This is a genomic window from Fictibacillus halophilus, from assembly GCF_042680145.1.
GTDB lineage: Bacteria > Bacillota > Bacilli > Bacillales > Fictibacillaceae > Fictibacillus > Fictibacillus halophilus_A.
In genome coordinates this window covers 156,101-177,764 of sequence record NZ_JBHTNQ010000007.1, presented here as the reverse complement: position 1 = coordinate 177,764, position 21,664 = coordinate 156,101, and the positions used below count along the sequence as shown (strand labels likewise).

At 39.7% G+C, this 21,664-nt stretch carries 26 protein-coding genes and 1 riboswitch; of the genes, 13 read left to right on the top strand and 13 right to left on the bottom strand.

Features of this window, described 5'->3' with window-relative positions; all coding sequences use genetic code 11:
* The first annotated feature begins 49 nt into the window (after positions 1-49).
* Positions 50-228: riboswitch (cobalamin riboswitch) on the top strand.
* 157 nt (positions 229-385) lie between these two features.
* Together ACFQ4X_RS18560 and ACFQ4X_RS18555 are read left to right on the top strand one after the other, a co-directional pair.
* Positions 386-862: an acyl-CoA thioesterase gene (locus ACFQ4X_RS18560; RefSeq protein ID WP_379837812.1), complete on the top strand. Its 477-nt coding sequence runs from the start codon at positions 386-388 to the stop codon at positions 860-862.
* Positions 863-917: 55 nt separating this feature from the next.
* Positions 918-1,283, top strand: coding sequence for a DUF454 family protein (locus ACFQ4X_RS18555; protein WP_379837810.1), 366 nt, complete (start codon positions 918-920; stop codon positions 1,281-1,283).
* A 42-nt stretch (positions 1,284-1,325) separates the two neighbouring features.
* On the opposite strand, the gene ACFQ4X_RS18550 is transcribed toward ACFQ4X_RS18555, so the two are convergent.
* From ACFQ4X_RS18550 to ACFQ4X_RS18530, 5 genes are all read right to left on the bottom strand, one after another.
* The gene (locus ACFQ4X_RS18550) at positions 1,326-1,700 is read right to left on the bottom strand and encodes a hypothetical protein (RefSeq protein ID WP_379837808.1); all 375 of its coding nucleotides are present in this window, start codon (positions 1,698-1,700) and stop codon (positions 1,326-1,328) included.
* Entirely contained in the window at positions 1,697-2,233 is a 537-nt protein-coding gene (locus ACFQ4X_RS18545; protein WP_379837806.1) for an acyl-CoA thioesterase, read from the bottom strand. The genes ACFQ4X_RS18550 and ACFQ4X_RS18545 overlap by 4 nt, the downstream gene beginning before the upstream one ends.
* Before the next feature lie 177 nt (positions 2,234-2,410).
* Positions 2,411-3,292, bottom strand: a complete 882-nt coding sequence (gene cidR / locus ACFQ4X_RS18540) for a cidABC operon transcriptional activator CidR (RefSeq protein ID WP_379837804.1) — start codon at positions 3,290-3,292, stop codon at positions 2,411-2,413.
* Between the two features lie 120 nt (positions 3,293-3,412).
* Positions 3,413-4,090 carry a peroxiredoxin gene (locus tag ACFQ4X_RS18535; protein ID WP_379837802.1) on the bottom strand — a complete coding sequence of 226 codons (678 nt, stop codon included), beginning with the start codon at positions 4,088-4,090 and terminating at the stop codon, positions 3,413-3,415.
* 12 nt (positions 4,091-4,102) lie between these two features.
* A complete protein-coding gene (locus tag ACFQ4X_RS18530) occupies positions 4,103-4,876 on the bottom strand; it encodes a ferritin-like domain-containing protein (protein WP_379837800.1) in 774 nt (257 codons plus the stop codon).
* A 154-nt stretch (positions 4,877-5,030) separates the two neighbouring features.
* Between ACFQ4X_RS18530 and ACFQ4X_RS18525 the strand changes: the two genes are divergently transcribed.
* The 4 genes from ACFQ4X_RS18525 (at position 5,031) to ACFQ4X_RS18510 (ending at position 6,935) form a co-directional block, all read left to right on the top strand.
* Positions 5,031-5,351, top strand: coding sequence for a hypothetical protein (locus ACFQ4X_RS18525; protein WP_379837798.1), 321 nt, complete (start codon positions 5,031-5,033; stop codon positions 5,349-5,351).
* Between the two features lie 30 nt (positions 5,352-5,381).
* Entirely contained in the window at positions 5,382-5,558 is a 177-nt protein-coding gene (locus ACFQ4X_RS18520) for a hypothetical protein (RefSeq protein WP_379837796.1), read from the top strand.
* Between the two features lie 480 nt (positions 5,559-6,038).
* Positions 6,039-6,476 (top strand): LytTR family DNA-binding domain-containing protein, encoded by a 438-nt coding sequence (locus tag ACFQ4X_RS18515; RefSeq protein WP_379837794.1) that lies wholly within the window; start codon positions 6,039-6,041, stop codon positions 6,474-6,476.
* 15 nt (positions 6,477-6,491) lie between these two features.
* The gene (locus tag ACFQ4X_RS18510; protein WP_379837792.1) at positions 6,492-6,935 is read left to right on the top strand and encodes a hypothetical protein; all 444 of its coding nucleotides are present in this window, start codon (positions 6,492-6,494) and stop codon (positions 6,933-6,935) included.
* A gap of 163 nt (positions 6,936-7,098) precedes the next feature.
* Here ACFQ4X_RS18510 and ACFQ4X_RS18505 read toward each other — a convergent pair whose 3' ends face one another.
* On the bottom strand, positions 7,099-8,601 hold the full coding sequence (locus tag ACFQ4X_RS18505; RefSeq protein WP_379837790.1) for a sodium:solute symporter family protein: 1,503 nt from the start codon (positions 8,599-8,601) through the stop codon (positions 7,099-7,101).
* Positions 8,602-8,802: a DUF3311 domain-containing protein gene (locus ACFQ4X_RS18500; RefSeq protein ID WP_379837788.1), complete on the bottom strand. Its 201-nt coding sequence runs from the start codon at positions 8,800-8,802 to the stop codon at positions 8,602-8,604.
* Positions 8,803-8,991: 189 nt separating this feature from the next.
* Here ACFQ4X_RS18500 and ACFQ4X_RS18495 point away from each other — a divergent pair, with 189 nt between their 5' ends.
* On the top strand, positions 8,992-9,909 hold the full coding sequence (locus ACFQ4X_RS18495) for a carbon-nitrogen hydrolase family protein (RefSeq protein WP_379837786.1): 918 nt from the start codon (positions 8,992-8,994) through the stop codon (positions 9,907-9,909).
* Here ACFQ4X_RS18495 and ACFQ4X_RS18490 read toward each other — a convergent pair whose 3' ends face one another.
* The 3 genes from ACFQ4X_RS18490 to ACFQ4X_RS18480 all read right to left on the bottom strand — a co-directional run bounded on the left by ACFQ4X_RS18490 (position 9,910) and on the right by ACFQ4X_RS18480 (position 11,430).
* On the bottom strand, positions 9,910-10,341 hold the full coding sequence (locus ACFQ4X_RS18490; RefSeq protein ID WP_379837784.1) for a hypothetical protein: 432 nt from the start codon (positions 10,339-10,341) through the stop codon (positions 9,910-9,912). It abuts the gene before it with no gap.
* Positions 10,342-10,630: 289 nt separating this feature from the next.
* The gene (locus tag ACFQ4X_RS18485; RefSeq protein ID WP_379837960.1) at positions 10,631-11,065 is read right to left on the bottom strand and encodes a hypothetical protein; all 435 of its coding nucleotides are present in this window, start codon (positions 11,063-11,065) and stop codon (positions 10,631-10,633) included.
* 17 nt (positions 11,066-11,082) lie between these two features.
* Positions 11,083-11,430 carry an ASCH domain-containing protein gene (locus ACFQ4X_RS18480; RefSeq protein WP_379837782.1) on the bottom strand — a complete coding sequence of 116 codons (348 nt, stop codon included), beginning with the start codon at positions 11,428-11,430 and terminating at the stop codon, positions 11,083-11,085.
* A 165-nt stretch (positions 11,431-11,595) separates the two neighbouring features.
* Here ACFQ4X_RS18480 and recQ point away from each other — a divergent pair, with 165 nt between their 5' ends.
* Genes recQ through ACFQ4X_RS18460 form a run of 4 tightly spaced genes read left to right on the top strand, consistent with a single transcriptional unit; the run spans position 11,596 to position 16,453 of the window.
* Positions 11,596-13,743: a DNA helicase RecQ gene (recQ, locus tag ACFQ4X_RS18475; RefSeq protein WP_379837780.1), complete on the top strand. Its 2,148-nt coding sequence runs from the start codon at positions 11,596-11,598 to the stop codon at positions 13,741-13,743.
* Positions 13,740-14,936, top strand: coding sequence for a class I SAM-dependent rRNA methyltransferase (locus ACFQ4X_RS18470; RefSeq protein WP_379837778.1), 1,197 nt, complete (start codon positions 13,740-13,742; stop codon positions 14,934-14,936). The genes recQ and ACFQ4X_RS18470 overlap by 4 nt, the downstream gene beginning before the upstream one ends.
* Before the next feature lie 18 nt (positions 14,937-14,954).
* Positions 14,955-15,608, top strand: a complete 654-nt coding sequence (locus tag ACFQ4X_RS18465) for a futalosine hydrolase (RefSeq protein WP_379837776.1) — start codon at positions 14,955-14,957, stop codon at positions 15,606-15,608.
* A gap of 8 nt (positions 15,609-15,616) precedes the next feature.
* The gene (locus ACFQ4X_RS18460; RefSeq protein ID WP_379837958.1) at positions 15,617-16,453 is read left to right on the top strand and encodes a 1,4-dihydroxy-6-naphthoate synthase; all 837 of its coding nucleotides are present in this window, start codon (positions 15,617-15,619) and stop codon (positions 16,451-16,453) included.
* A 58-nt stretch (positions 16,454-16,511) separates the two neighbouring features.
* Here ACFQ4X_RS18460 and ACFQ4X_RS18455 read toward each other — a convergent pair whose 3' ends face one another.
* Positions 16,512-16,916 (bottom strand): CHRD domain-containing protein, encoded by a 405-nt coding sequence (locus ACFQ4X_RS18455; protein WP_379837774.1) that lies wholly within the window; start codon positions 16,914-16,916, stop codon positions 16,512-16,514.
* Positions 16,917-17,223: 307 nt separating this feature from the next.
* Between ACFQ4X_RS18455 and ACFQ4X_RS18450 the strand changes: the two genes are divergently transcribed.
* A complete protein-coding gene (locus tag ACFQ4X_RS18450; protein ID WP_077364968.1) occupies positions 17,224-17,415 on the top strand; it encodes a hypothetical protein in 192 nt (63 codons plus the stop codon).
* A gap of 37 nt (positions 17,416-17,452) precedes the next feature.
* Here the strand turns inward: ACFQ4X_RS18450 and ACFQ4X_RS18445 are convergent, their stop codons facing one another.
* Together ACFQ4X_RS18445 and ACFQ4X_RS18440 are read right to left on the bottom strand one after the other, a co-directional pair.
* The gene (locus tag ACFQ4X_RS18445) at positions 17,453-17,905 is read right to left on the bottom strand and encodes an SgcJ/EcaC family oxidoreductase (RefSeq protein ID WP_379837772.1); all 453 of its coding nucleotides are present in this window, start codon (positions 17,903-17,905) and stop codon (positions 17,453-17,455) included.
* Positions 17,906-17,988: 83 nt separating this feature from the next.
* On the bottom strand, positions 17,989-19,089 hold the full coding sequence (locus ACFQ4X_RS18440; protein ID WP_379837770.1) for a PRK06851 family protein: 1,101 nt from the start codon (positions 19,087-19,089) through the stop codon (positions 17,989-17,991).
* A 785-nt stretch (positions 19,090-19,874) separates the two neighbouring features.
* On the opposite strand from ACFQ4X_RS18440, the gene ACFQ4X_RS18435 reads away from it, so the two are divergent.
* Positions 19,875-21,641 (top strand): helix-turn-helix domain-containing protein, encoded by a 1,767-nt coding sequence (locus ACFQ4X_RS18435; protein ID WP_379837768.1) that lies wholly within the window; start codon positions 19,875-19,877, stop codon positions 21,639-21,641.
* Positions 21,642-21,664: the final 23 nt, after the last annotated feature.

The window sequence follows — 21,664 nt, the reverse complement described above, 5'->3', positions numbered from 1 at the left end:
ACTGATCTAACAGCATCTTATAATAAAGAAAGAAGTTCATAATTTCATAGATTCATTCGGTAAACATGGTGTCTGATACAGACTTAATAGGGAATCTGGTGAAAATCCGGAGCTGTACCCGCAACTGTAAGTGCTGACGAAATAAGCAAAACCACTGTCTAAAGACGGGAAGGGCTTAGAGTAGGCTGAAGCACGAGTCAGGAGACCTGCCATGTTTATAGTGTTGATCTTCTTCGGGAGTTGGGAAGATAGGACGGGGATATTTTAATAGATTGTTTCTATTGAGTATTCAAGCCTGCCCATCCTTTGTGATGGGTATTTATTTTGTCGTTCCAATTCCCGCCACTAAAACAGGAGCATGAAAGCTCCGGGAAAGAGGAATGGTATGGTACAGCAATTATCATCAAATGTCTCAAGAACGATTCAAACGAAACTTGTTTTGCCTCCGGATACAAATCATATGGGAACGATTTTTGGAGGAACGGTCTTATCGTATATCGATGAAATCGCAGCGATCTCTGCAATGAAACATAGCGGGAAGGTTGTCGTTACGGCTTCTATTGATAATGTAAACTTTCTATCTTCTGCAAAAGTTGGCGATATTTTAATTCTTGAAGGTTTTGTCATATCAACAGGCAGGACCTCAATGGAAGTGTACGTGAAAGTCGAGTGCCAAAACTTAGAGACGGGGAACAGAACATTAAACACGACATCTATTCTTACGATGGTTGCGATTGATAAGGATGGAAAACCAACTCCTGTACCTAGTGTTATTCCGGAAACAGAAGAGGAATTATCATTTTTTAAAAATGCCCAGTTGAGAAAAGAACGACGCCTGTTATATAAAAACGTGAATCAATAGCCATTCATGAATAAAGAAGGTAAGATAGTTAGAGATGAAAGGAGTGAGGGTCTCAGTGAAAATTAAGAATATAATTTATGTATCTCTGGGATTCTTATTTCTTGGATTAGGAATTATAGGTATCATTTTGCCCCTTATCCCCACAACACCTTTACTGCTTCTAGCATCTTACTTCTTTGTAAAAGGATCTAAAAAGTTTGAACTGTGGTTTAAAAGTACATCGATATACAAAAACCATTTAGAAGAATTTATAAAAGAAAAATCCATGACGAGAAAAAAGAAAATCACGATTAATCTGTTTGCTGATGCCATGATTGCGGTGGCTTTTATTATGGCGGATAGTACGGTAGTGAGGGTAGTGCTACTGCTTATTGTTGCGTACAAATACTATTATTTTATTACCAAAATCAAGACCATATAAAAAACCTGAGTGCGATAAATTTGTACTCAGGTTTTCTTATGTTTATTGAATAATTGCTGAGCTCCCTGCTAACGATTCAGGTGCTTTTCCTAGAGCAAGCTGGCTAAGTCTAGAGTAACCAGTATGTTTATATTCTAAGAAGACTTTTCTTAACTCTTCAATATCCTTGTCGCTTGTTAATCTTTGCATTTCTTTTTTATACAATCGAATAACAGACCCAATAACAAATTGAGGTTTGGCGTTTCCCGGTTCCTCATTCATGATTAGGCAGCCCATGTAATGATATTTCAGCTGCATAGCACGGGTAAGGTTTACTATATCGATTAGCTTTTCGAAAAGTTCAGGACAGGATTGCTCTAATTTATTGAGTGCAGCTTGTGCCGATTTTAATTCGTTTTGACTACATAATGTGATCATGCATATACCTCCTCTTTTGCATCCCATGGTTTATCCAGAGAGATGACAGCTGCTAGTTCTTTACTTTTCATACGTCTCAGTTTTCGGACTTCAGCTCTTTCTTTAGCTGTTTCATATAAGAATTTCTCTTCTTCTGTCTCAGGGATAACTTGCGAAACATCAACGGGCTTTTTATCTTCTCCTAAAGCTACGAACGTTAAGAAGGCTGTTGCTGCAATCCTTCGATCCCCTGTAATCATGTCTTCAGCAATCACTTTGCAAAAGATCTCCATAGAGCTTTTTCCAGTATATGAAACGAACGATTCAATACAGACAGAGTCGGTTTGGTGGATGGGATGTAAAAAGTCGATTGAATCGGTTGAAGCTGTTACACATTCTTTTACTCGAGCGTGTCTGCGTGCTGATAACGTTGCATTGTTATCGAGTTTTCTCATCAATACCCCGCCGAATAACGTATTATAATTATTTAAATCCAGGGACATAACCTGGTCAGTATTAATGATGCGGCTTTCTCGCGCTTTCTTTTTATTCATATGAATCAGTCCTTCCGGAATGGAAATTTCCATTTACAAGGCAAGTGTACGCCGGAATTAACATGGAGTAAAATGGTTATTTTTCATTTAGAACATAGCCGTTATCTATGTAAATGCTTACAACCATACCATGACTGCATAAAAAAAGATGATTCTCTGTGGAATCATCTTGAATATTTATAAAAGCTGTTCTTTCGCAAAGTGCAGCCATTCTTTTGCCGCAAAAGATAAATATTGATCTTTTCTCCAAATAAGTGCGAGTTCCCATCCGATTGAGGGATTCACTACCTTGATTGTTTTCACTTTTGTCGTAAGGTGCCGGCAAATACTTTCAGGCAATAAAGAGACACCGAGTTTGCAGGCGACCATCTCTTCGATAAACGACCATTGTGAGCTTTCCGAGATTACATGAGGATTAAACCCTGCACGGTTACAAGAGGAGATAATTCTGTCATGCAAAACAAAATCTTTATTAAACAATATGAAAGACTCACTGTTTAGATCAGATAGGTTAACTGCTTCATTTTGTGCTAAGGGATGATCTGGATGAATAATAAGCTTCAAATCTTCCTTCATAAGAGAAAAGTACTGAAAGATATCGTTGTTTGTTGGAAGTACAACAACCCCAATATCCAGATGGTGATTGGCTACTTCTTCTTCGATTTTCTTTGAGCCATCCTCCATCAACTCGAACGTTATCGCTGGATACTTCTCATGAAAACTTCCAACCAGCTTTGGAAAGAGACGGGAATCAAAAATGGGGGGCAATCCTATGCGAACATGCCCTTTGTGAAGTCCCAGCAAATTATCCATCTCAGATTCCAAGTTGTTAAACGCTTTATCAACGAGTTTGGCTTGTTCATAGATGACTCGTCCTGCATCGGTTAAAATCAGTTTCTTTCTGCTGGAGCGGTCAAATAGAACCAATCCTAGTTCATCTTCTAAATTCTTGATCATTTTACTTATCGTTGGCTGAGTGATGAACAGTTCCTCAGCAGCACGGGTAAAACTATTATATTTTGCAACCTCAATAAAATATTGCAATTGTTTAATATCCATTTCCACACCTAATTTCTTTGAGAAAGCTTCTTATAAGTTTAGTATGTAGCTTATCAAAATAATTTACCAAATACTATATTGTGAACTGCAAAAAAAGAACAGCCTTTTATCAGGCTGCTTCTACATATTATTAAGGGGCTTCGTACAAAACCACCAGTCATAGCATTGAATTTCTCCTGCTTGCGCTTGTTCTACACGTTTTTTCGCTTCTTGAACAGTGTTGGCAGGGGGAACGATGAGACGGTCGCCGATTAGATCGTTCTTCGGCCAGTTTGCAGGAGTCGCTGCTTTATTTTTGTCTGCAGTCTGTAAGGCTTTAACTGACCTTAAGATCTCGTGGATGTTCCGTCCGACAGAATCCGGATACGTTAAGATGAGACGGATTTTTCCTGTTGGATCGACAATATACACGCTTCGAACAGTTCTTGTTCCCATAGTCGGATGAATCATTCCAAGTCTAGTAGCTATTTTCCCAAGGCTATCAGCGATAATGGGGAAGGTGATCTCTACTTTCAGGTTTTGTTTGATCCATTCAATCCATTTTATATGTGCGAAAACCTGTTCAACCGATAAGCCGATCAAGTACGTGTTCAGTTTGTTGAATTCAGGCATCAGCTTTTGAAACGCAACAAATTCCGTTGTACAGACCGGCGTGAAATCACCGGGATGGCTAAATAATACAAACCAGTGACCTTGATAGCTTGTTGGCAGGACAAGTTCCCCAAGGGTGGTATGAACCGTCATCTCCGGGAACTGATCTCCAATGAATGGCTTTGTATATTCCTGTGCTTGCTCCATATCTCTCCTCCTCTATATGATTCTGGGCTGGTTTCCCAACATCTTGCTCTTCTTTAACAATTGAGATTCGCCCGTTTTCTCCCATTTTTCAACAAGTTCAATTGCTTCTTCAGGTGTAAAGCCCTGACCAACTAAAACGCCTGAAAGGATAAATTCCTGGAATAGATGAGTTAGATTAATGCCTTCCTTTGATTCTTCCAAAGCTCTTTTTACTAATGGATCAATATACATTACCCACTGGTCTGCTGTACTTAGTGGCTGAGTTTGTGATGGCAATGACGTTTCAGTCTGGACTTGCATTTCGGTATCTGGACTGCGGGATGAGCCGGGCTGGCTATTAAGCGTAAATAAGTAATTGTATTTTGCGCTGTGTTTAATTTCATCTGTAATAATGTTGAACAAAATGTCGCGATAATACCTGTTAGGAAGACCTTGCCGGATCACACGGTATTTCTCAACGGCGGCTAATTCCCCGAATAATGCTTTTACAAGACCGTCTTTATACGTTTTTGGCCGCTGAAATTCTTCACCAGCTGTTTGTGGCACCTCTTGCCCCGTAAGGTCTTTATAAATTTTTCTGAACAGCCGGTTATGTCTTTTTTCATCATCACGGATTGAGGCGATAATTAATTTTTCTTCATTTGTCGGTGCCACAGAAATTAAGTATTCATAAAACAACTGATCTTCTCGTTCTCCTGCAACCGCTTCTCTAATAAGCTTCAAAGAAAGCTGAAGTGCTTGCTGCTGTCCGCTGGTTTGCTGTTCCTGTGGATTCATATAGGTCATAAGCGTACCTCCAAAAAATAATGTCGCAATAGTCTATGCAGACGCCTAGCTTTTGCGCCTAACTTTTTCCTCTGTCCCTGCTTTTAAACACCACTTGTCCCTCTTGTGAATATGAATGAAATTAAGCTTGTTTGATAATTAAGGAAGTGTTTATATGAATGAACTATATTGGCTAGCCTTGGGTGCAGCAACCATTCTTTTCACTGAGGCAGCTGGCTGGTTTTATTGGCGTTACTTTGGAAAAGGATCAATGAAAAGTTATATGAATGAAGATCAGAAACCAGAGGGGGATTTTCGGGTTATTCGCAAAATAAATACACCCACACAAAAAATTGCATTAGTAGATGTGGATGGAGAAATGTGGATCTACAGCAATGGGGATGTGATGTTCAGTACGACACGGGATGAGGATGAATACGCTGATGTTATTGTTCACGTTCCGATGGCTCAGCAAAAAACGTCAAAAGTGTTTTGATTATCGGCGGCGGAGGCGGAATTACCACTCGTGAAGCATTTTTTTACTGTACCGTTCCACAACTTCTCGACCAAAGATGGAGAAGATTGGGGCTATATTCTGGCTACAAATCTTCCAGTCGATGCAAAGGATATTAAGTTAAAAGTGACATCTGACTTTTTGACAGAGGAGCGGCTGCAAGATATTCTGCACCTCCATACTACTTAGTAAATTGGGATAACAAAGGAAAAGTACAAACCGATCGAAATACCGTACTTCTGGATATTGTAAAAGAAGCATTCGGCTATTAAAACTGGAGCATCTGCTGAACAAGCAGGTGTTTTTATTTAAGGTTGTTTTCGTAAACACTGTTGCTATTGGAAGTGGTTGATCTCCGCTCCAGGATGCTCGCTTTCCGCGGGGTGGGCGGTGAGCCTCCCTAGCGCTTTGCGCTGGCGGGGTCTCACCTGTCCCACTGATCCCGCAGGAGTCTCGCACCCTTCCGCTCCAATCAACTTGACAATGAAGAGAATGAAAAATGATCCAAAAGCAAAAATCTTTTAGTAAAAAGCATATTTTGAAGTGGAAAAAATGCAGCTTAGGAGCTGCTTTTTGCAGGTTAGTTGTAAGTGGATTTACTGGGTGATTTTGCTGACATATACTGGTGACACAAGCTTAACAGTCCTTAAAACGAAAGGAGGACGAGAGATGAAGTTAACCATTCATGAAAGTGACGATCAGGATGAGTTAGAGATTATCGTAAAGTGCAAAGAGATGAACGAGGAAGTCATTAAAGTATTAACTTCTATAAGGTCACTGGAAAGAAAAGTGCTGGGAACACTAGATGGGAAAATTCATTTGCTGCTGCCGAACGATATATTTTATTTCGAGTCTGTTGATAAAAAAAACTTTGCTTACACGAAGCAATCCGTCTATGAAGTTTCGCTGCGCTTGTATCAGATTGAGGAGCTGTTTGGGGAGGGGAATTTCTTTCGGGCAACAAAGGCGACAATCCTGAATCTCGATAAAATAAAAACGATAACGCCTCGGCTTGGAGGAAGGATAGAAGTGACGCTTGTGAACGGTGAAAATATGACCGTTTCCCGCCAGTATGTACCTGGCTTAAAAGAAAAGCTAGGTTTTTAAAAAGGAGGATTTGAAATGTGGAATAAAATAATGGAGTTTACACTCGTTTTTAAAACGATGGCCGGGTTGTTTTTCTCAGCAGGGATCATTATTTATGTGGTGTTCGGTTTCATGCTGGGGGCTCGTGATATTTCGTTTGAAATGGTAGTTCAGATTTTCTTTTTAAGCATTTTTGTAACATGTCTTCAGTATCTGTTCTGGGATGATGAGAGTAAAGTGAAGTTATCCGTCGTGAGCAAACTGCTGATTCAATATTTATTATTAGGTTTGGTACTCTTTGGAATGTCACAGCTGTTTGACTGGTTCGCGATAGGCACAAAAACGTTCTATAACATGCTGATTTTGTATCATGTAATCTATCTAGGCGGTATTCTTGGCTTTTCAATTTACTTTAGAGTACTTGGCATGCGGTTTAATCAGAAAATGATGCATTATCGGGAGCAAAAGCAGGGTCGATAGTGCCGTGAGATGTTTTATAAGTCTTCAAGAAAATTTATAAGTCTTCAAAATGATTTATAGGTCTTCAAAAAATTTTATAAGTCCTCAAATTTTTTTATAAGTCTTCATAAATTTAAGAGTACAAAAAAAGAAGATGACCATGAAAAGTCATCCTCTTTCCAATTTAAGCGCCTTTACGCACTAAATCCACTTCCTTAGACTTTCCTCCAAACAAGTAATCTTTCACAGCGTTTGTAGAGAACTTCGCTTTTTTAACAAACAGCGGATTTAAGATTACGATTGCAGCAAAGTTAGCCATCAGCCCCCAGAACCCTTCGTAAATTCCGAGAGATGTTCCAGTTGAGTAAACAGTGAATGTTACTGCAAGTCCAACAAGCAAGCCGATAATTGTAGCTTCTCTCGTTTGATTTCTCCAAAACAGACTTACCACGATTGCCGGGAAGATCTGTACCATGCCGGAAACACCCAACAGCTGAAGTGATACAAGAGCTTGCGGGAATACAAGTCCGAACAATAAAGCCAGTCCAATTACAACAAACACCATACCACGCGTGATCATCGTCAGTTTTGCGCCTTTTACTTTTGGATTGATCAAATCACGATAAATGTTGTTCGCGAAAAGGTTCGATGCACCGATCGCCATGATTGAACATGGAATTAATGATGCAAGTGCAATGGTTGAATATGCCAACCCTTGTCCGATTCCGCCATAAGACTTTTGAATCAAAGCCAGTAATGCAAAGCGTGGATCTGTTCCATCAGGAAGAACGAGAAACGCGATAAAGCCTAAAAATACAACAAGGATTAAAACAATATTGTAAAGCGGTAGATACAAGGCATTTTTACGGATGGCATCAGCACTGTTTGCTGTGAACACGCCAGTTGCAGCGTGTGCCCACATGAACAAAGCTAGTGCAGATACGAAAGATGCTGTAATGAACCATGGGATGCCTTTTGGCCCTTCAGTAGGAATCGTCAGTAACTGAGGTGCTTCGGTTACGATCTTATCCACCATCGGGTTCCAGCCGCCAAAGTGCATGATCGGAAGAGAAACGACCATGAATAGCATAATTGCCCAAACGAGTACATCTTTAATGATTGCTGTATATGTCGGCCCTTTGATCCCGCTGAAAAAAGTATAAAGAGCAACAAGGAAGAATGATGTGATCACGACCACTTTTACATTGATAAAGCCTGTCCCTGCTACTTGCAAGGTATCTTGAATACCGCTTAGCTGCAGGCAGATATATGGAATAAGCATAAGTACGCCAACGATAGCGATTAGAGACGAAAGAAGCTTAGAATCAAATCGCTCACGTGCATAATCTGCCAGCGTCGTGAGTTTATGATGATTGGCTACTTTCCAAAGTTTCGGAAGGAAAAAGTAAGAGATAAAATACGCAAGAACAGAGTACGGAATCGCGAAGAAAGCAAGGCTTCCTGCCGTATATGCAGTACTCGTTAATCCAAGAAATGTGTAAGCTGTATAAAGGTCAGCCCCAACTAAAAACCAGACAAGAAGACCTCCGAATCGGCGTCCGCCTACAGACCATTCCTCTACAGAACTGCGGGTAGCTTTGTCTCTGCCGGCAAGAAACCCGATAAGAACAACGGTTAAAATAATACAAATTGTGATTGAAAGTGCTGTAAGATTTCCCTGCTGCATTTAATCCAAGCCTCCTTGTGATTTCTGAAGTTGATAGATGCCAAAGGTGCAAAAAGGAGTTAACACGATCCATAAAAACAGCCAGAATTGAAGAAACGGCAATCCTAAAATAATGGGGTCAATCCTGTTTACGAAAGGCAAGACGACTAGCTGAGCTCCAAATGGTAAAACAATTAATAAGACCAAAAGAATTTTTTTCATGATGCTGCGCTCCTTCTTAGATGTTTTTAGAAATATAATGTTCACAATCATAACAGCTATAAAAGTGCGTAACAAGGGTAATTTTATAAATTTTTAAAATATTTACGCTAATTTGAAAATGAAAAGGTTTTCATGTTTTTGAATGTAGTATAATCATACAAAATCAACCAAATGAGCGGGGTGTAGTTCATGAAAATGGTCGTTGCAACTTGCCAGTTTCCTGTTTCGTCTGATATAAAGAAAAACCAAAAATACATCATAAAGCAAATGAAAGAAGCGAAAGAAAAGGGAGCAGACGTTGCCCATTTTCCTGAAGCTGCACTTTCTGGTTATGCAGGGACTGACATGCCTTCACTAGATGGATTTGATTGGGAGCTGCTTAAGAAATGTACAGAGGATATCTTGGATATTGTTCGTGAACTTCGTATTTGGGTTGTCTTAGGAACCACGCACCCGTTAAGCGGAAATCATAAACCGCACAATAGTTTGTATATCATAAATGCTGACGGAAAACTGGTAGATCGCTACGATAAGATGTTTTGTGCAGGGGATGAGACAGAACAAACTGGCGATCTGGCTCACTATACTTCTGGGGATTATTTTTGCACGTTTGAAATTAATGGTGTGAAGTGCGGAACACAGATCTGTCATGATTACCGGTACCCTGAACTTTACCGTGAATATAAGAAAAAAGGCGTACAAGTAATGTTTCATTCATATCATGCGGCGAATATGGGACAAGAAAGATTAGAGGCTATTAAGTCTGCTGTGGGGAAAGAAAATTTAAAGTATAACCACGGCTTGACATATCCGGAGATTACCATGCCAGCAACGATGACAAGTTATGCCGCAAACAATTTTATCTGGATCAGCGCGAGCAACAGTTCTGCAAAAGAAAGCTGCTGGCCGGCCTTTTTTGTTAGAGCGGATGGAGTAACGGTAGGACGACTGCGCCGAAATGTAGCAGGTGTATTAATAACAGAGGTAGATACGGCTGGAGATTTTTACGATTCAACGGTTGCATGGCGTGACCGGTCCATGAATGGCGTTTATTATAGCGGGACCCTTGTGGAGGACCCGCGCTCAACTGATAGGAGGAGTCTGTGATTACCAATTGCGTGGGTCATAATGATCCCCTTCAATTCTTGCATCCCCATCTGGCACAGAAAAACCTGTTTGTTTGATGTTAGCTGCATCTTTTACCCAATATAAATACGTCCAGCCTTTCTCGCTGCTAAACTCTACTTCCAAATGATAAGGATTGTATTGTCTACCGTTTCTTCTAGTTATGTTCCAATCTTCACCGGGATACTTTTTCTTTAAATAGGCATGCAGTTGTTCTGTTTTAATGGAAACTTGGTAATTAATCCAATGGGGACGTATAAGAAAAAAGGCAAGTACGATTATAGTAATTGAACTAGCGACATACAAACCGACTTTTCTTTTGGTTTTCGGAATAAGAATTGCCACAATGAATAAAGCACTAAGAAAAATGACGGTAAAAATGATTTCAATTACTGTAATAGGGTGCAGTTGCATGACGGTTTGTCTCCAATCCTTATATAGAACTTATTGCTATATCTATTCTACAGATAGAGGGAGATTCTTTTTTCAAAAGAATACTCTTTTTCAAAAAGACACACATAACAGTTAATCCAGAAAAAACAGCTTTGAACCCAGAAAAAAGCACCCTCAATCCAAAAGTTTTTACGTTCAATCCACAAATTTAAGGCCGCAATCCACAAATTCAAAATTGTGTCCTTCTGAAACGGACGCGCCTTCAAAAACACAAAAAAAGCCGGCCATAATCGGCCAGCTTCCATTCTCTCTACCACAAATACGGCTTCACTACCATAAACCACAGCATAATCATCAGCAAAATGAGGTAAATCCACACTGCTTTTTTCAATTTGTCTGCTAAAGCATTTTGATCGCTGCCTTCTTCTTCAAACTTGCGAAGAGTCGGCGAAAAGGCACGCGCCAAAAAGAACAGCGAGCAAAATAAAATAATCAGTGTCACTAAAACCCATGGTGTACTCCACGTCCATGGTCCTAAAAGCAATAGAAGAACTCCTGATCCTACTAGGACATGACCGGCGTGTTTGGCCAGCCAGACGATAAAGCGAAATGTACCAAGATGGGCGTTCATTTCAGCACCTTCAGCGGTCCGAAGTTTTTTTACAATCGGAAACAGGATAAAAAAGGGGCCAATAGAAACAATAACGCTGAGAATATGAATATAAAGTAAACCCCTATACAACAAATCCATTCCAGTGTGTATTAACCTTTAACAGGACTGAATTCGTGCACCCATACTTTCATGTGAGGAAGCCAAGGCATTCCTGGGTGGTAAGATAAAATCGCTTCTTTATATGCCTCTACTGTTTCGAAACCTTCATCTTGTGCATGTTTGTCTGTTAATTCACCTAATGACTGTGAGTAAACATTGTCCACGATAAACTTGTGGCCTTGTAATTCCATAATTTCGCCTACATCAGCATATCTTCCGTTACGGCGAGTAGCAGTCTTTTTGCCCGCGATTACCATTTCAACATCCGATGGCATTGTTACAAGTCTTTCGATCGAACATGTTTTTGGCGGCAAATTGTTGTTTTCATGATTTGTCATATGTAAAAACTCCTTTTCTATTTTCTCCATTTTCTAATGTATCACATTTTATAAATAAGTCTGCCTCTTTTCTTAACATCTAAACGGTAAGATGTGTCTTTGCTATGTTAGGGATGTACCTATATAATCAAGAGATGACTCTACCTGAGGGGGGCAAGAAAAGTTTTGATACAAAAAGCAAAGCAAATGCTAGAGTTGCATTACGGTTATTCTTCATTCCGGAATGGACAAGAGCAAGCGATACAATCGGTTTTAGCAGGAGAAGATACTCTTTGTGTCATGCCGACAGGCGGAGGTAAATCGATCTGTTATCAGATTCCTGCTCTTGTTTTTGAAGGAACAACTATTGTTATTTCTCCTTTAATTTCATTGATGAAAGATCAGGTTGATACATTATTGCAGTTAGGAATCTCCGCAGCCTTCATTAATAGTTCGATAACAGCAGCAGAAACGAGAGAACGGATTGAAAAGGCAAAGCGCGGAGAATATAAACTTTTATATATTGCACCAGAAAGATTAGAATCCTATGACTTTATGGATCATTTAAGACAAATCGATATTCCTTTAGTAGCAGTGGATGAGGCTCATTGTATCTCGCAATGGGGTCACGATTTCCGGCCGAGCTATCAGCGTATTCAGAGAATGATAGGGAACTTGCCGAAACGGCCTGTTGTTCTTGCACTGACGGCAACCGCTACACCGAGAGTCCGCCAGGATATTTGCTGGTCGCTTGATATCGATGAAAACAAAACCGTTTTAACAGGATTTGAGCGGGAGAATCTTTCTTTCTCAGTGATTAAAGGGCAAGATCGTCTCTCTTTTCTAAAAGATTTTATTAAAAAGAACGAAAAAGAAGCGGGAATTATTTATGCGGCTACACGAAAGACTGTCGATCAGCTGTACGAGCATCTGAAAAAGAGCGGTATCCAGGTTTCGCGTTATCATGCCGGGATGAACGACAATGAAAGAATGGAACAGCAAGAGCAGTTTCTCCAAGATGAATCTTCTGTAATGGTCGCGACATCTGCATTTGGTATGGGAATCGATAAATCGAACATCCGATACGTCATTCATTTTCAGCTGCCGAAAAATATGGAAAGCTATTATCAGGAAGCGGGCCGTGCTGGCCGAGACGGATTACCGAGTGAATGTATTCTTCTTTATTCGTCTCAGGACGTTCAAGTTCAGCGGTTCTTGATCGATCAGTCAAGTGAATCTGACCGCATTTCGCAGGAACTTGAAAAACTGCAGCTTATGGTGGATTACTGTCATACAGAGAGCTGTCTGCAAAAAATGATTGTGCGCTACTTCAGTGACGAAGAAATACCGCCATGCGGACGCTGCGGCAATTGTACGGATTCACGCGAAAGCATTGAGGTGACGAGGGAAGCTCAAATCGTTCTTTCCTGTATCGTGCGAATGGGACAGAAAAGATTTGGTAAAACAATCATCGCCCAGGTGCTGACAGGATCCAAAAATAAAAAAGTGATGGAGCTGAAATTTAACAAGCTGCCAACATACGGCATGATGAAAGAAAAAAGCATAAAAGAAGTCACCGATTTTATTGAATTCTTTATCTCACAAGAACTGATTGCAGTCGAGCATGGCTCTTTTCCGACTCTTTACATAAAAGAAAAAGGAAAAGATGTTCTGTTAGGAAAAGAAACGGTGATGCGAAAAGAAGCGGTTCAGACAAAGCAGGTTTCAAACGACGATCCATTGTTTGAAGAGCTTCGAATGGTCCGAAAGGCGATCGCAGAAAAAGAAAATGTACCGCCTTTTGTTATTTTTGCTGATACGGCGCTGAAAGACATGTGCGTGAAACTTCCTGAAACAAAAGAAGAGTTTTTAACAGTCACAGGAGTTGGCCAAAATAAACTAGAGAAGTATGGTGAACAGTTTATCGAGGCTATTCTGGAATTTTTAGTACAAAACCCGGAGCGCAAAGAGAATGCAGTGAAGGGGTCTGTCCCGGGGACAGACCCCAATAAGAAAAAAGCGACACCAAATTCTCACCTTGAAACATACACGTTTTATAAAGAGGAAATGTCTGTTGAAGAAATAGCAGAACATCGGGATCTGTCAGTGAGTACAGTGGAAAGCCACCTTATTCAATGCATGCAAGAAGGGATGGACGTTCATATGGAAGACCTTATCCCAGATGAATACATCGCTAAGATCGAAAACGCCATCCAGCAGGCTGGCGGAGAAAAGTTAAAACCGATCAAAGAATTACTTCCTGATGAAGTAAGCTATTTTATGATTAAAGTGTTTTTGCTTCAAAATGAGAATGGGAAACGGGTGACATTATGAAAAAGAACGTACGTTTAAAAGTGAAATCTTCATATGTGAAGGGCTTAAAAGCAGGCTATCCTCTCATTACAGAGGATGCTGTTCAAAATATCAGCAATGTAAAAGAAGAAGGTACAATTATCGAGCTGTTTGACGACAAGAATGCGTTCCTTGGAAAAGGATACTACGGCAAGCAGAACAAAGGCCGAGGCTGGGTTTTGACTCAAAATTCCCAAGAAGTAATTAATCAAAGCTTTTTTGAAAAGAAAATAAAGAAAGCGATCGATTACCGTGAAGCACTGTACAATGATTATGAAACGACGGCGTTCCGTGTGTTTAATGGTGAAGGAGACGGAATTGGCGGACTGACAATTGATCATTATAACGGCTATTACGTCCTTACTTGGTACAGTGAAGGAATCTATGCGTTTAAAGATGAAGTGATCGAGTCTCTTAAAAACATCGTTAAAGTAAAAGGGCTGTACGAGAAAAAGCGTTTTGCCGTTAAAGGTAAATACATCGATGATGATGATTTTGTGGAAGGTGAACAAGCTCCAAGTCCTTTAATCGTTCGGGAAAATGGCATCCACTTTGCGGTTTACTTAAATGATGGCGCAATGGTCGGCATTTTCTTAGATCAGCGAGACGTTCGAAAAACAATTCGCGACCGTTATGCAAAAGGAAAAACAGTACTCAATACATTTTCATACACAGGGGCGTTTTCAGTAGCAGCCGCACTAGGCGGAGCAACGAAAACAACGAGTGTTGACTTGGCTAACAGAAGCCGAAGCAAAACACAGGAACAGTTCAGTGTAAACGGTCTGGATTACGAAGATCACGACATCATTGTAGAAGATGTGTTCAACTACTTTAAGTATGCGGTTCGAAAAGAGCTTTCGTTTGATCTCGTCATTCTGGATCCGCCTAGCTTTGCCCGCTCGAAAAAACATACATTCAGCGCTGGGAAGGATTACCCTGAATTGCTGGCACAAGCGATTCAGATTACAGAAGAAAATGGAGTCATTGTAGCCTCTTCCAACTGCAGTACGTTCGGTATGAGAAAGTTTAAAGACTTTATTGCATCAGCTTTTAAACAAACGGGCGGAACGTATGAAATCTTGGAAGAATTCAAGCTCCCTACAGATTTCAAGACACATAAAGAGTTCAAAGAAGGAAACTACCTGAAAGTTGTTTTCATTCAAAAGTTAAGCTAAAAACGCGGAGGGATCTCTATGAATAAATATCGCCGCATTTTAATCATGACCTCAGTAGAAGCAGAACGGGATGCGATTTTAAGAGGAATAGGGTCTGACTCGCGGATCGACGTAAAGCTAGCAGGCGTCGGTCCTATTTCTGCAGGGATCCAAACGGCAAAAGCTTTGGCATCGGACACATATGATCTTGTGATTAATATGGGGATTGCTGGGGGATTTGCTGGTAAGGCAGAGGTTGGTTCGCTTGTTATCGCCAACGAAATTGTCTCTGCTGATTTAGGTGCCGAATCGCCTGAAGGTTTTATCACATTGGACGAGCTAGGGTTTGGAGCTTCCACCCGTGTAGAAACAGATGGTGATTTGGCTGAAATTTTATTGGGATCAATTAAAGCAACAAATATATCTGTGCAAGCCGGAAACATTTTAACGTTATCAACAGTAACAGGGACTACGGAAACAACCTCTAAACTGCAACATCGTGAATCTGGTGCATTAGCTGAAGCGATGGAAGGGTACGGAGTTGCGATGGCGGCAAAAGAGTTCGGTTTGCCAGTTTTAGAGATTCGATCTATTTCTAACCCAATCGGTCCTCGGGATCGTTCTGCTTGGCGGATTAAAGATGCATTAGTTACACTGGAATCAGCCAGTAAAGTTATCGCGGAGGTTTTGTAATGAGTAAAATGAGTATTGCTTTTTCTCCTTGTCCGAATGATACGTTTGTTTTTCACGCGTTGGTTCATGGCCTTGTGCCGGGAGCACCGGAATTTGATGTTACATATGCAGATATCGATATTACGAATGGATTAGCAGCTCGATCAGATGAACTTGATATTTTAAAAATTTCTTATGCAGCACTGCCGTGGGTGTTAGATCAATATGCACTTATTCCATGCGGCGGTGCATTAGGACGCGGCTGTGGTCCGCTCGTTCTCGTTAATCAGCCAGGTGATGTAAGTCCTGAAATGCTGTCTGGTGCCAAGGTCGCTGTTCCGAGTGAACGTTCGACTGCTTATATGCTGTTCCGTTTGTGGGCTGCTCAAAATGTCCCTGGCGGAGTGGGTGAGATCATCGTTATGCCGTTTAATGAGATTATGCCAGCAGTTAAGGACGGCCGTATCGATGCAGGTCTCGTTATTCATGAAGCGCGTTTTACGTATCAAAACTATGGATTGACCATGTTGGCGGATATGGGGAACTGGTGGGAAGAAGATACAGGACTTCCGATTCCGTTAGGTGCTATTATTGCACGCCGTTCACTAGATTTAGAATCTATTACGAAGTGGATTAAAGAATCAGTAGAATATGCGTGGCAGAATCCTGAAGCTTCAAAAGATTATGTGATGCAGCATGCGAGCGAGCTGTCTCCAGAAGTAGCGCAGTCTCACATCAATCTTTATGTAAATGATTTTACCGCTGATCTTGGAGATAAAGGCTTTGAAGCTATTACAACACTGTTAAATCGTGCCGGGGAAGAGGGCATTGTACCGAAGAAGGATTATACGAGACTATTAAAATAGTTAATAAAAGGGTGTCCATAATACTGGGACACCCTGTTTAAATTAAAATGGAGCGTTTTTAATTTTTAATTTGACCACGAATTTCTCCATCTGGAAAGTCTTCTGTATGTGCATTAATATAGGCGTTGCCTGCATTTATATGTTTGGCAAGTTCAGACAAAGGCAAACCAGATAAAGGACCAACAAGATCTAACCTGGTTAGTGTACCTTTTATTACTTTCTTTTCAACATCAATACCCGGCATAACTGGTCCGAATAGAAAGGCGACAACCGGTCCGTTTTCTCCCTTTATCCCTAAATGTATATGCGCTTGGGTAAATCCTTGTAAATCATTCACCACAAGTTTGAAATGCAGCTCTTTAAAGTTTCTACTAAATTCTAATTCCGCTGAACCGAAGGCATCTGTCACCACAGGTGGTACTTCCTGCTGGCCTGATAGTTTAGCAGTAAAACATAAGGACATCTTTATCAACTCCCAAAAAAGATTGATAACATTATATTCAGGCTTGTACAAAATGCTTGTATATTTGACTATCTTAGAGATTTTAAACTAAGATAGCGATTATTTAGTCAAACGGAAGTAAATGTCCAGTATCTCAAAAATATAATAAAAGAGAAATCGAAATACTTAATAAATACAAATAAAAACCATGACATTTATTAGACATTTCCCGACATGTATTGCAATTTCATAGATTAAGAAATTAACATTTTTTTAAGATATGCATACCTTATAGCAAGCAGAAAAATCTGTTATAAGGAGGCGCAATATGTCTAATACAAACGTGTTAACATTGATTGGTGCTTTACTAGCTGGTTATTTTCTACTTGGATTGCCGTTAGGCGGAACGTTTTTAGCTGCATTCGGTCCAGCGATCAAGATTATCGCTATCCTAACCGTTTTAGTGTTCGCAGCTGTATTGATCTACAAAGGTATATTGGACTTATTAGGTAAACATTAGTTATAAAGAAGAACCCGCTGGCGTCAGCGGGTTCTTCTTACTTACTTTGCAATTCTTTTAGCTCTTCCGTCATCTTTTCTAAAAGTTCAGGGCGGCCATGAAATTGTGCTGGTGTGTTTTGAAAAAGCTTAATGAGCCAGCTTTCCCCTTCTTTTACAGCAACAACCGTATGATGTGTATTCAATTCAGGAGAAAGGTCTGTTTTTCCGATAGGCACCATTCCTGCAATGGCTCGGAGGATTACAGCATTATCGCTTAAAAAAGAAACACTTTTCACTTTCCCGAAATAAGGCGGGGTTGGAAAGTTTTCAAAGATGGGATTCAGATGTGAATAAATTTCATCGCGGCCGATTGCCTGGCTTCCATCATATCCAATCATCTCGGCATCACCTGTAAAATGATCAGCCATGCTTCGTGCATTTCTTTCATTCCAGGCATTCAAAAAGCGATGATAAAGTTCTTGAACCGATTTGCCTTCCACAGAATTCATTGCCAGTCCTCCATATGTATGATTTGTTGTGTATTCATCATAACAAAAAAAGTCACCATCCAAAAATGGTGACTAAAAGAATCTTATTTCTGTCTTGCAGCAGCCCTTTTTTCAATTTCCGCATTAAGCGACTGCTGAATTTCATCAATCTTTTTAAAGTCCATGGCTCCAACATAATATTTCTCTAACTCATCATGCTTTCTTTTTGCTTCTGCTAAAAAGCTGATGGCTTCCTTCATTTTTTCTGAATATCGCCAGCTTATGATTTTTAACTCAGCAGCATATTTTTCATCTGTCCCTGGCGTGATTGTTTTTGCGTACATATCTACAATGGAGTCGCCAGACCGCTCAGGGAAATACTCATGCGGTGCAGTACTGTCAAAGATCGCAAAACCGAGCTCTCTCACAATGACCATATCAAGGCTGTTCGGATCGAAACCGCAGTGATAAATTTCAACATCATAACCAGACGCTTCCGCATTGGCTGCCAGCTTTTTTAACATAGTGGACTTACCAGAACCAGGACGTCCTTTAATAAAGTATCTTTCCTTTAAACCCTCAGTTAAATTTGGAACAAAGTCTTTAGCCCCAAGTGGAGTGGCTGCTCCTAAGAAACGGTGATAGACTACTCCTTGTTTGTTCTGCTTTTTCGAAAAGAATTTGTGCATCAGTTCATCTGTAAGTTCATTCGCCTTGTTATAATCCATATTCTCGATATAAATCTTTTCCCATTCGTCGTGAACCAGCAATGCTTCATGGAAGATGGAATAAGCCGTTTGGAAATCAGCAGAAATTTTTTCGGATAGCTTAAGAATATCATTCTTATTTTTAGCGAGCTTATTGGAATCCCACGCAACACCTAAGTTCACGTATTCCTCAATGGCACCTGGAGCTTTTGGTTCGATAACATGCGGAGCCGTTCCATCTACAATTCCTACCTTCAAATCACGCAGTATGACACCATCGATTGAGCCGTTATCAGAAGCACAATGAATGTATTCAACATCATACCCCTCGTCGTTCCACTTCTTCCCGATGGCTTTCATTAAAGTAGACTTGCCCGTTCCAGGTCCGCCTTTAAGTATAAAAAGACGTTCAAGCCCATTAAGATTCGATTCAAATAAGTTATGAAAACCCCTTGCTGTATTGCCGCCAGCATAGTAATTTAGAATTTTTCCAGTCAATGTTAAAAACACTCCTCTTATTAGTTAGTTGTGTTTCCTACATGCATAGTATGAGAGGGGGAACGAATAGGTGAAAGCCTAAGAAAAGAGTTTAATAATTAAATTGTTGAAATATGATGAAATAAAAAGAAATTTTACGAAAAAAGAAGTATGACAAACAAAAGTGGAATAAAATCAGCCCAAACAACATAATATTGATTATTCTGAATATTTAAAATAAATTCAGAATAGGTTAATATGTAGTTAACAAATGAAACACAACCTTTACAAGGAAGGCGTGATTCCAATGACGCAAGTAAGCGAAGCATATTAAATCACATCCAGGTAGAGATCAGCCCGTGAAAACTGATTTCGAGATGTGTGGATATGCGGGAACGCGCAAATACACATTACGGAAAGAGGATGATTCCAATGACGTATGTGAGCGAAGCATGCTAAGATCATGTTGCAGACGGAAATAGCCGGTGAAAACTATTTTCGCAGCGTGTGGGCATGTGGGAAATTACCAGAGTGAAGGAAAAATATTGATCTAATGCAAGGCAATTGATTGAACGGACAATTAATTGAAGTCTAGTTATGGGATGAATAACTAGCATTGTGTATTAGTAAGAAAGGAAAGAAAGTTTAAGTGAATATTGTGATCGAAAGCTAAAGGCGCTGTTTATGTGATATATACATATTCAGCGTCTTTGTTTTGTTGTTCAATACATAAAAGTTTCCATATAACTAAATGGCCTAACTTCTATATAATAAAAGGCAAACATATAGCAGAAGAGGTGAGGCTAATGAAATCTGAAAAACAGCTTATGAGTTTGATCAATGCAGCACAAGTACTAACATCAACACTCGATCTGGACAAAGTGCTCGATAAATTGATCAAAGAAGTTCTCAATGTAATAGACGGAGCACATGCTGTTATTCTATTTATTTATGATGCTAAACGAAAAAAATTAGTTATAAGAAAATGCGAAGGTTTCGATGAAAAATTTATGCAGCATATTGAACTGAATCCTGATGAGGGTATGACAGGAAGGACGTTTATGACTCAAAAAGCACAGATCTTTAGCCACATAAACGATACCACAAAAGGAATGGAAAACATTCAGCCAGAAAATCAAAAGAACTTTCATAAGGCATTAGGTGCATTGCATCAATATCCCAAAAGTACGATTTGCGCACCTTTGCTGTCCAAGGAAGGCTGTTTAGGTGTACTGACGATTGATAGTTTTTCAGAAGATATGCTATTCAGTTCTCAGGACCTTCGTATATTAGAAACATTTGCAAGCCAGGCTTCGATCGCGATTGAGAATGCAACCCTGTTTGCTCAGCAAGAACGTTCAAAACGAATTCATTCAGAATTGGCAAAAGTTTCTGTGTCTCAACAAGGATTAGACAGTGTAGCGGTAACTTTAGGAGATATGCTGAATAGGAAGGTATGTCTGTTTAATGAATTTATGGATTTTATAGCGGCATCATCAATAGAAGCAGAAAAGATGGGTAAGAGTGCTGTAGAGAAATACGCTGATATCTTTCATAAAATTATCCAAGGAACTTCACTGGTCCATAAAGATCTAGAGGATAAAAGACTTCTTCTTTTTCCGATAAAAACGGATAAGGTAGCAATAGGAATATTGGCAGTCTTTGGTGAAAAAAATGATGAGCTGGATACACTCGATGAGCTGGCAATCGATCTCGCAAACAACATTTTTGCACTTGAACTAATGGGTCAGGAAAGAATGTTGTCTGATCTCTATAAATATGAAGGATATTTGTTAGAGCAGCTCCTTAATCATAAATTAGATTCGTTTACGCAGCCTCAGCGTAACATAGTAGGTATTCTTGATCAAAATAGGTATTTATGTGTAAATATCAAGATTTCCAATCAACTGCTTCCCTTTCAGGAGCTGAATACTAAGAAGCAAATATTTAACCGTTTTCTATACAGAGAGCTTCAAAAACTAGATTATAAGGTATTAGTGCGGGATCGCAACATGGAGTATGACATTCTCGTTATAATCCATAATCAAAAACATGAAGAAAACGTGTTGCAGATGCTTACTGAGTTTTTTTCGAATCTTGAACGTACGCTAGTCCATAAGACTGCTTTTAAGTTTCATGTTGGATTGGGGAGGGTTTTTCGAAAGCTGAGTGAGATTGATACTTCATACAGAGATGCGATAAGGTGTGCAGAATATTTACAAATTCATGGATCAGTAGAGATTGTTATCTCTTATCAGGAGCTTGGTATTTACCGGCTTTTCTTAAAACACGATCGGGATGAACTTAAAGATTATATTTCTGATCTACTTGGTTTACTTATTCAATACGATGAAGAAAACTGTACCGAGCTAGTAGAGACATTACAAACCTATTTGGAATGTCAGCAAAATATGACAAAAACAGCTTCCAAGAGTTTTGTTCATTTGAATACTATAAAATACAGGTTACAAAAAATAAAAGAAATTCTTCAAATGGATAAGCTTCAGGGAAGAGAGTTATTTGAACTGCAGTTAGCGATCTATCTAAATAAATTTTTAAAAATAAGCCAATAGGCTGTTTAGGACAAACGTACAAT

What these genes read in the sequence shown, in the direction of transcription:
- cidR (WP_379837804.1), bottom strand. Translation starts at nt 3,292, where the DNA reads ATGGATATTAAACAATTGCAATATTTTATTGAGGTTGCAAAATATAAT.
- ACFQ4X_RS18545 (WP_379837806.1), bottom strand. Translation starts at nt 2,233, where the DNA reads ATGAATAAAAAGAAAGCGCGAGAAAGCCGCATCATTAATACTGACCAG.
- ACFQ4X_RS18530 (WP_379837800.1), bottom strand. Translation starts at nt 4,876, where the DNA reads ATGACCTATATGAATCCACAGGAACAGCAAACCAGCGGACAGCAGCAA.
- ACFQ4X_RS18465 (WP_379837776.1), top strand. Translation starts at nt 14,955, where the DNA reads ATGAATAAATATCGCCGCATTTTAATCATGACCTCAGTAGAAGCAGAA.
- ACFQ4X_RS18435 (WP_379837768.1), top strand. Translation starts at nt 19,875, where the DNA reads ATGAAATCTGAAAAACAGCTTATGAGTTTGATCAATGCAGCACAAGTA.
- ACFQ4X_RS18560 (WP_379837812.1), top strand. Translation starts at nt 386, where the DNA reads ATGGTACAGCAATTATCATCAAATGTCTCAAGAACGATTCAAACGAAA.
- ACFQ4X_RS18495 (WP_379837786.1), top strand. Translation starts at nt 8,992, where the DNA reads ATGAAAATGGTCGTTGCAACTTGCCAGTTTCCTGTTTCGTCTGATATA.
- ACFQ4X_RS18515 (WP_379837794.1), top strand. Translation starts at nt 6,039, where the DNA reads ATGAAGTTAACCATTCATGAAAGTGACGATCAGGATGAGTTAGAGATT.
- ACFQ4X_RS18445 (WP_379837772.1), bottom strand. Translation starts at nt 17,905, where the DNA reads ATGAATTCTGTGGAAGGCAAATCGGTTCAAGAACTTTATCATCGCTTT.
- ACFQ4X_RS18455 (WP_379837774.1), bottom strand. Translation starts at nt 16,916, where the DNA reads ATGTCCTTATGTTTTACTGCTAAACTATCAGGCCAGCAGGAAGTACCA.
- ACFQ4X_RS18470 (WP_379837778.1), top strand. Translation starts at nt 13,740, where the DNA reads ATGAAAAAGAACGTACGTTTAAAAGTGAAATCTTCATATGTGAAGGGC.
- ACFQ4X_RS18550 (WP_379837808.1), bottom strand. Translation starts at nt 1,700, where the DNA reads ATGATCACATTATGTAGTCAAAACGAATTAAAATCGGCACAAGCTGCA.
- ACFQ4X_RS18450 (WP_077364968.1), top strand. Translation starts at nt 17,224, where the DNA reads ATGTCTAATACAAACGTGTTAACATTGATTGGTGCTTTACTAGCTGGT.
- ACFQ4X_RS18510 (WP_379837792.1), top strand. Translation starts at nt 6,492, where the DNA reads ATGTGGAATAAAATAATGGAGTTTACACTCGTTTTTAAAACGATGGCC.
- ACFQ4X_RS18480 (WP_379837782.1), bottom strand. Translation starts at nt 11,430, where the DNA reads ATGACAAATCATGAAAACAACAATTTGCCGCCAAAAACATGTTCGATC.
- ACFQ4X_RS18505 (WP_379837790.1), bottom strand. Translation starts at nt 8,601, where the DNA reads ATGCAGCAGGGAAATCTTACAGCACTTTCAATCACAATTTGTATTATT.
- ACFQ4X_RS18490 (WP_379837784.1), bottom strand. Translation starts at nt 10,341, where the DNA reads ATGCAACTGCACCCTATTACAGTAATTGAAATCATTTTTACCGTCATT.
- ACFQ4X_RS18535 (WP_379837802.1), bottom strand. Translation starts at nt 4,090, where the DNA reads ATGGAGCAAGCACAGGAATATACAAAGCCATTCATTGGAGATCAGTTC.
- ACFQ4X_RS18460 (WP_379837958.1), top strand. Translation starts at nt 15,617, where the DNA reads ATGAGTATTGCTTTTTCTCCTTGTCCGAATGATACGTTTGTTTTTCAC.
- ACFQ4X_RS18525 (WP_379837798.1), top strand. Translation starts at nt 5,031, where the DNA reads ATGAATGAACTATATTGGCTAGCCTTGGGTGCAGCAACCATTCTTTTC.
- ACFQ4X_RS18500 (WP_379837788.1), bottom strand. Translation starts at nt 8,802, where the DNA reads ATGAAAAAAATTCTTTTGGTCTTATTAATTGTTTTACCATTTGGAGCT.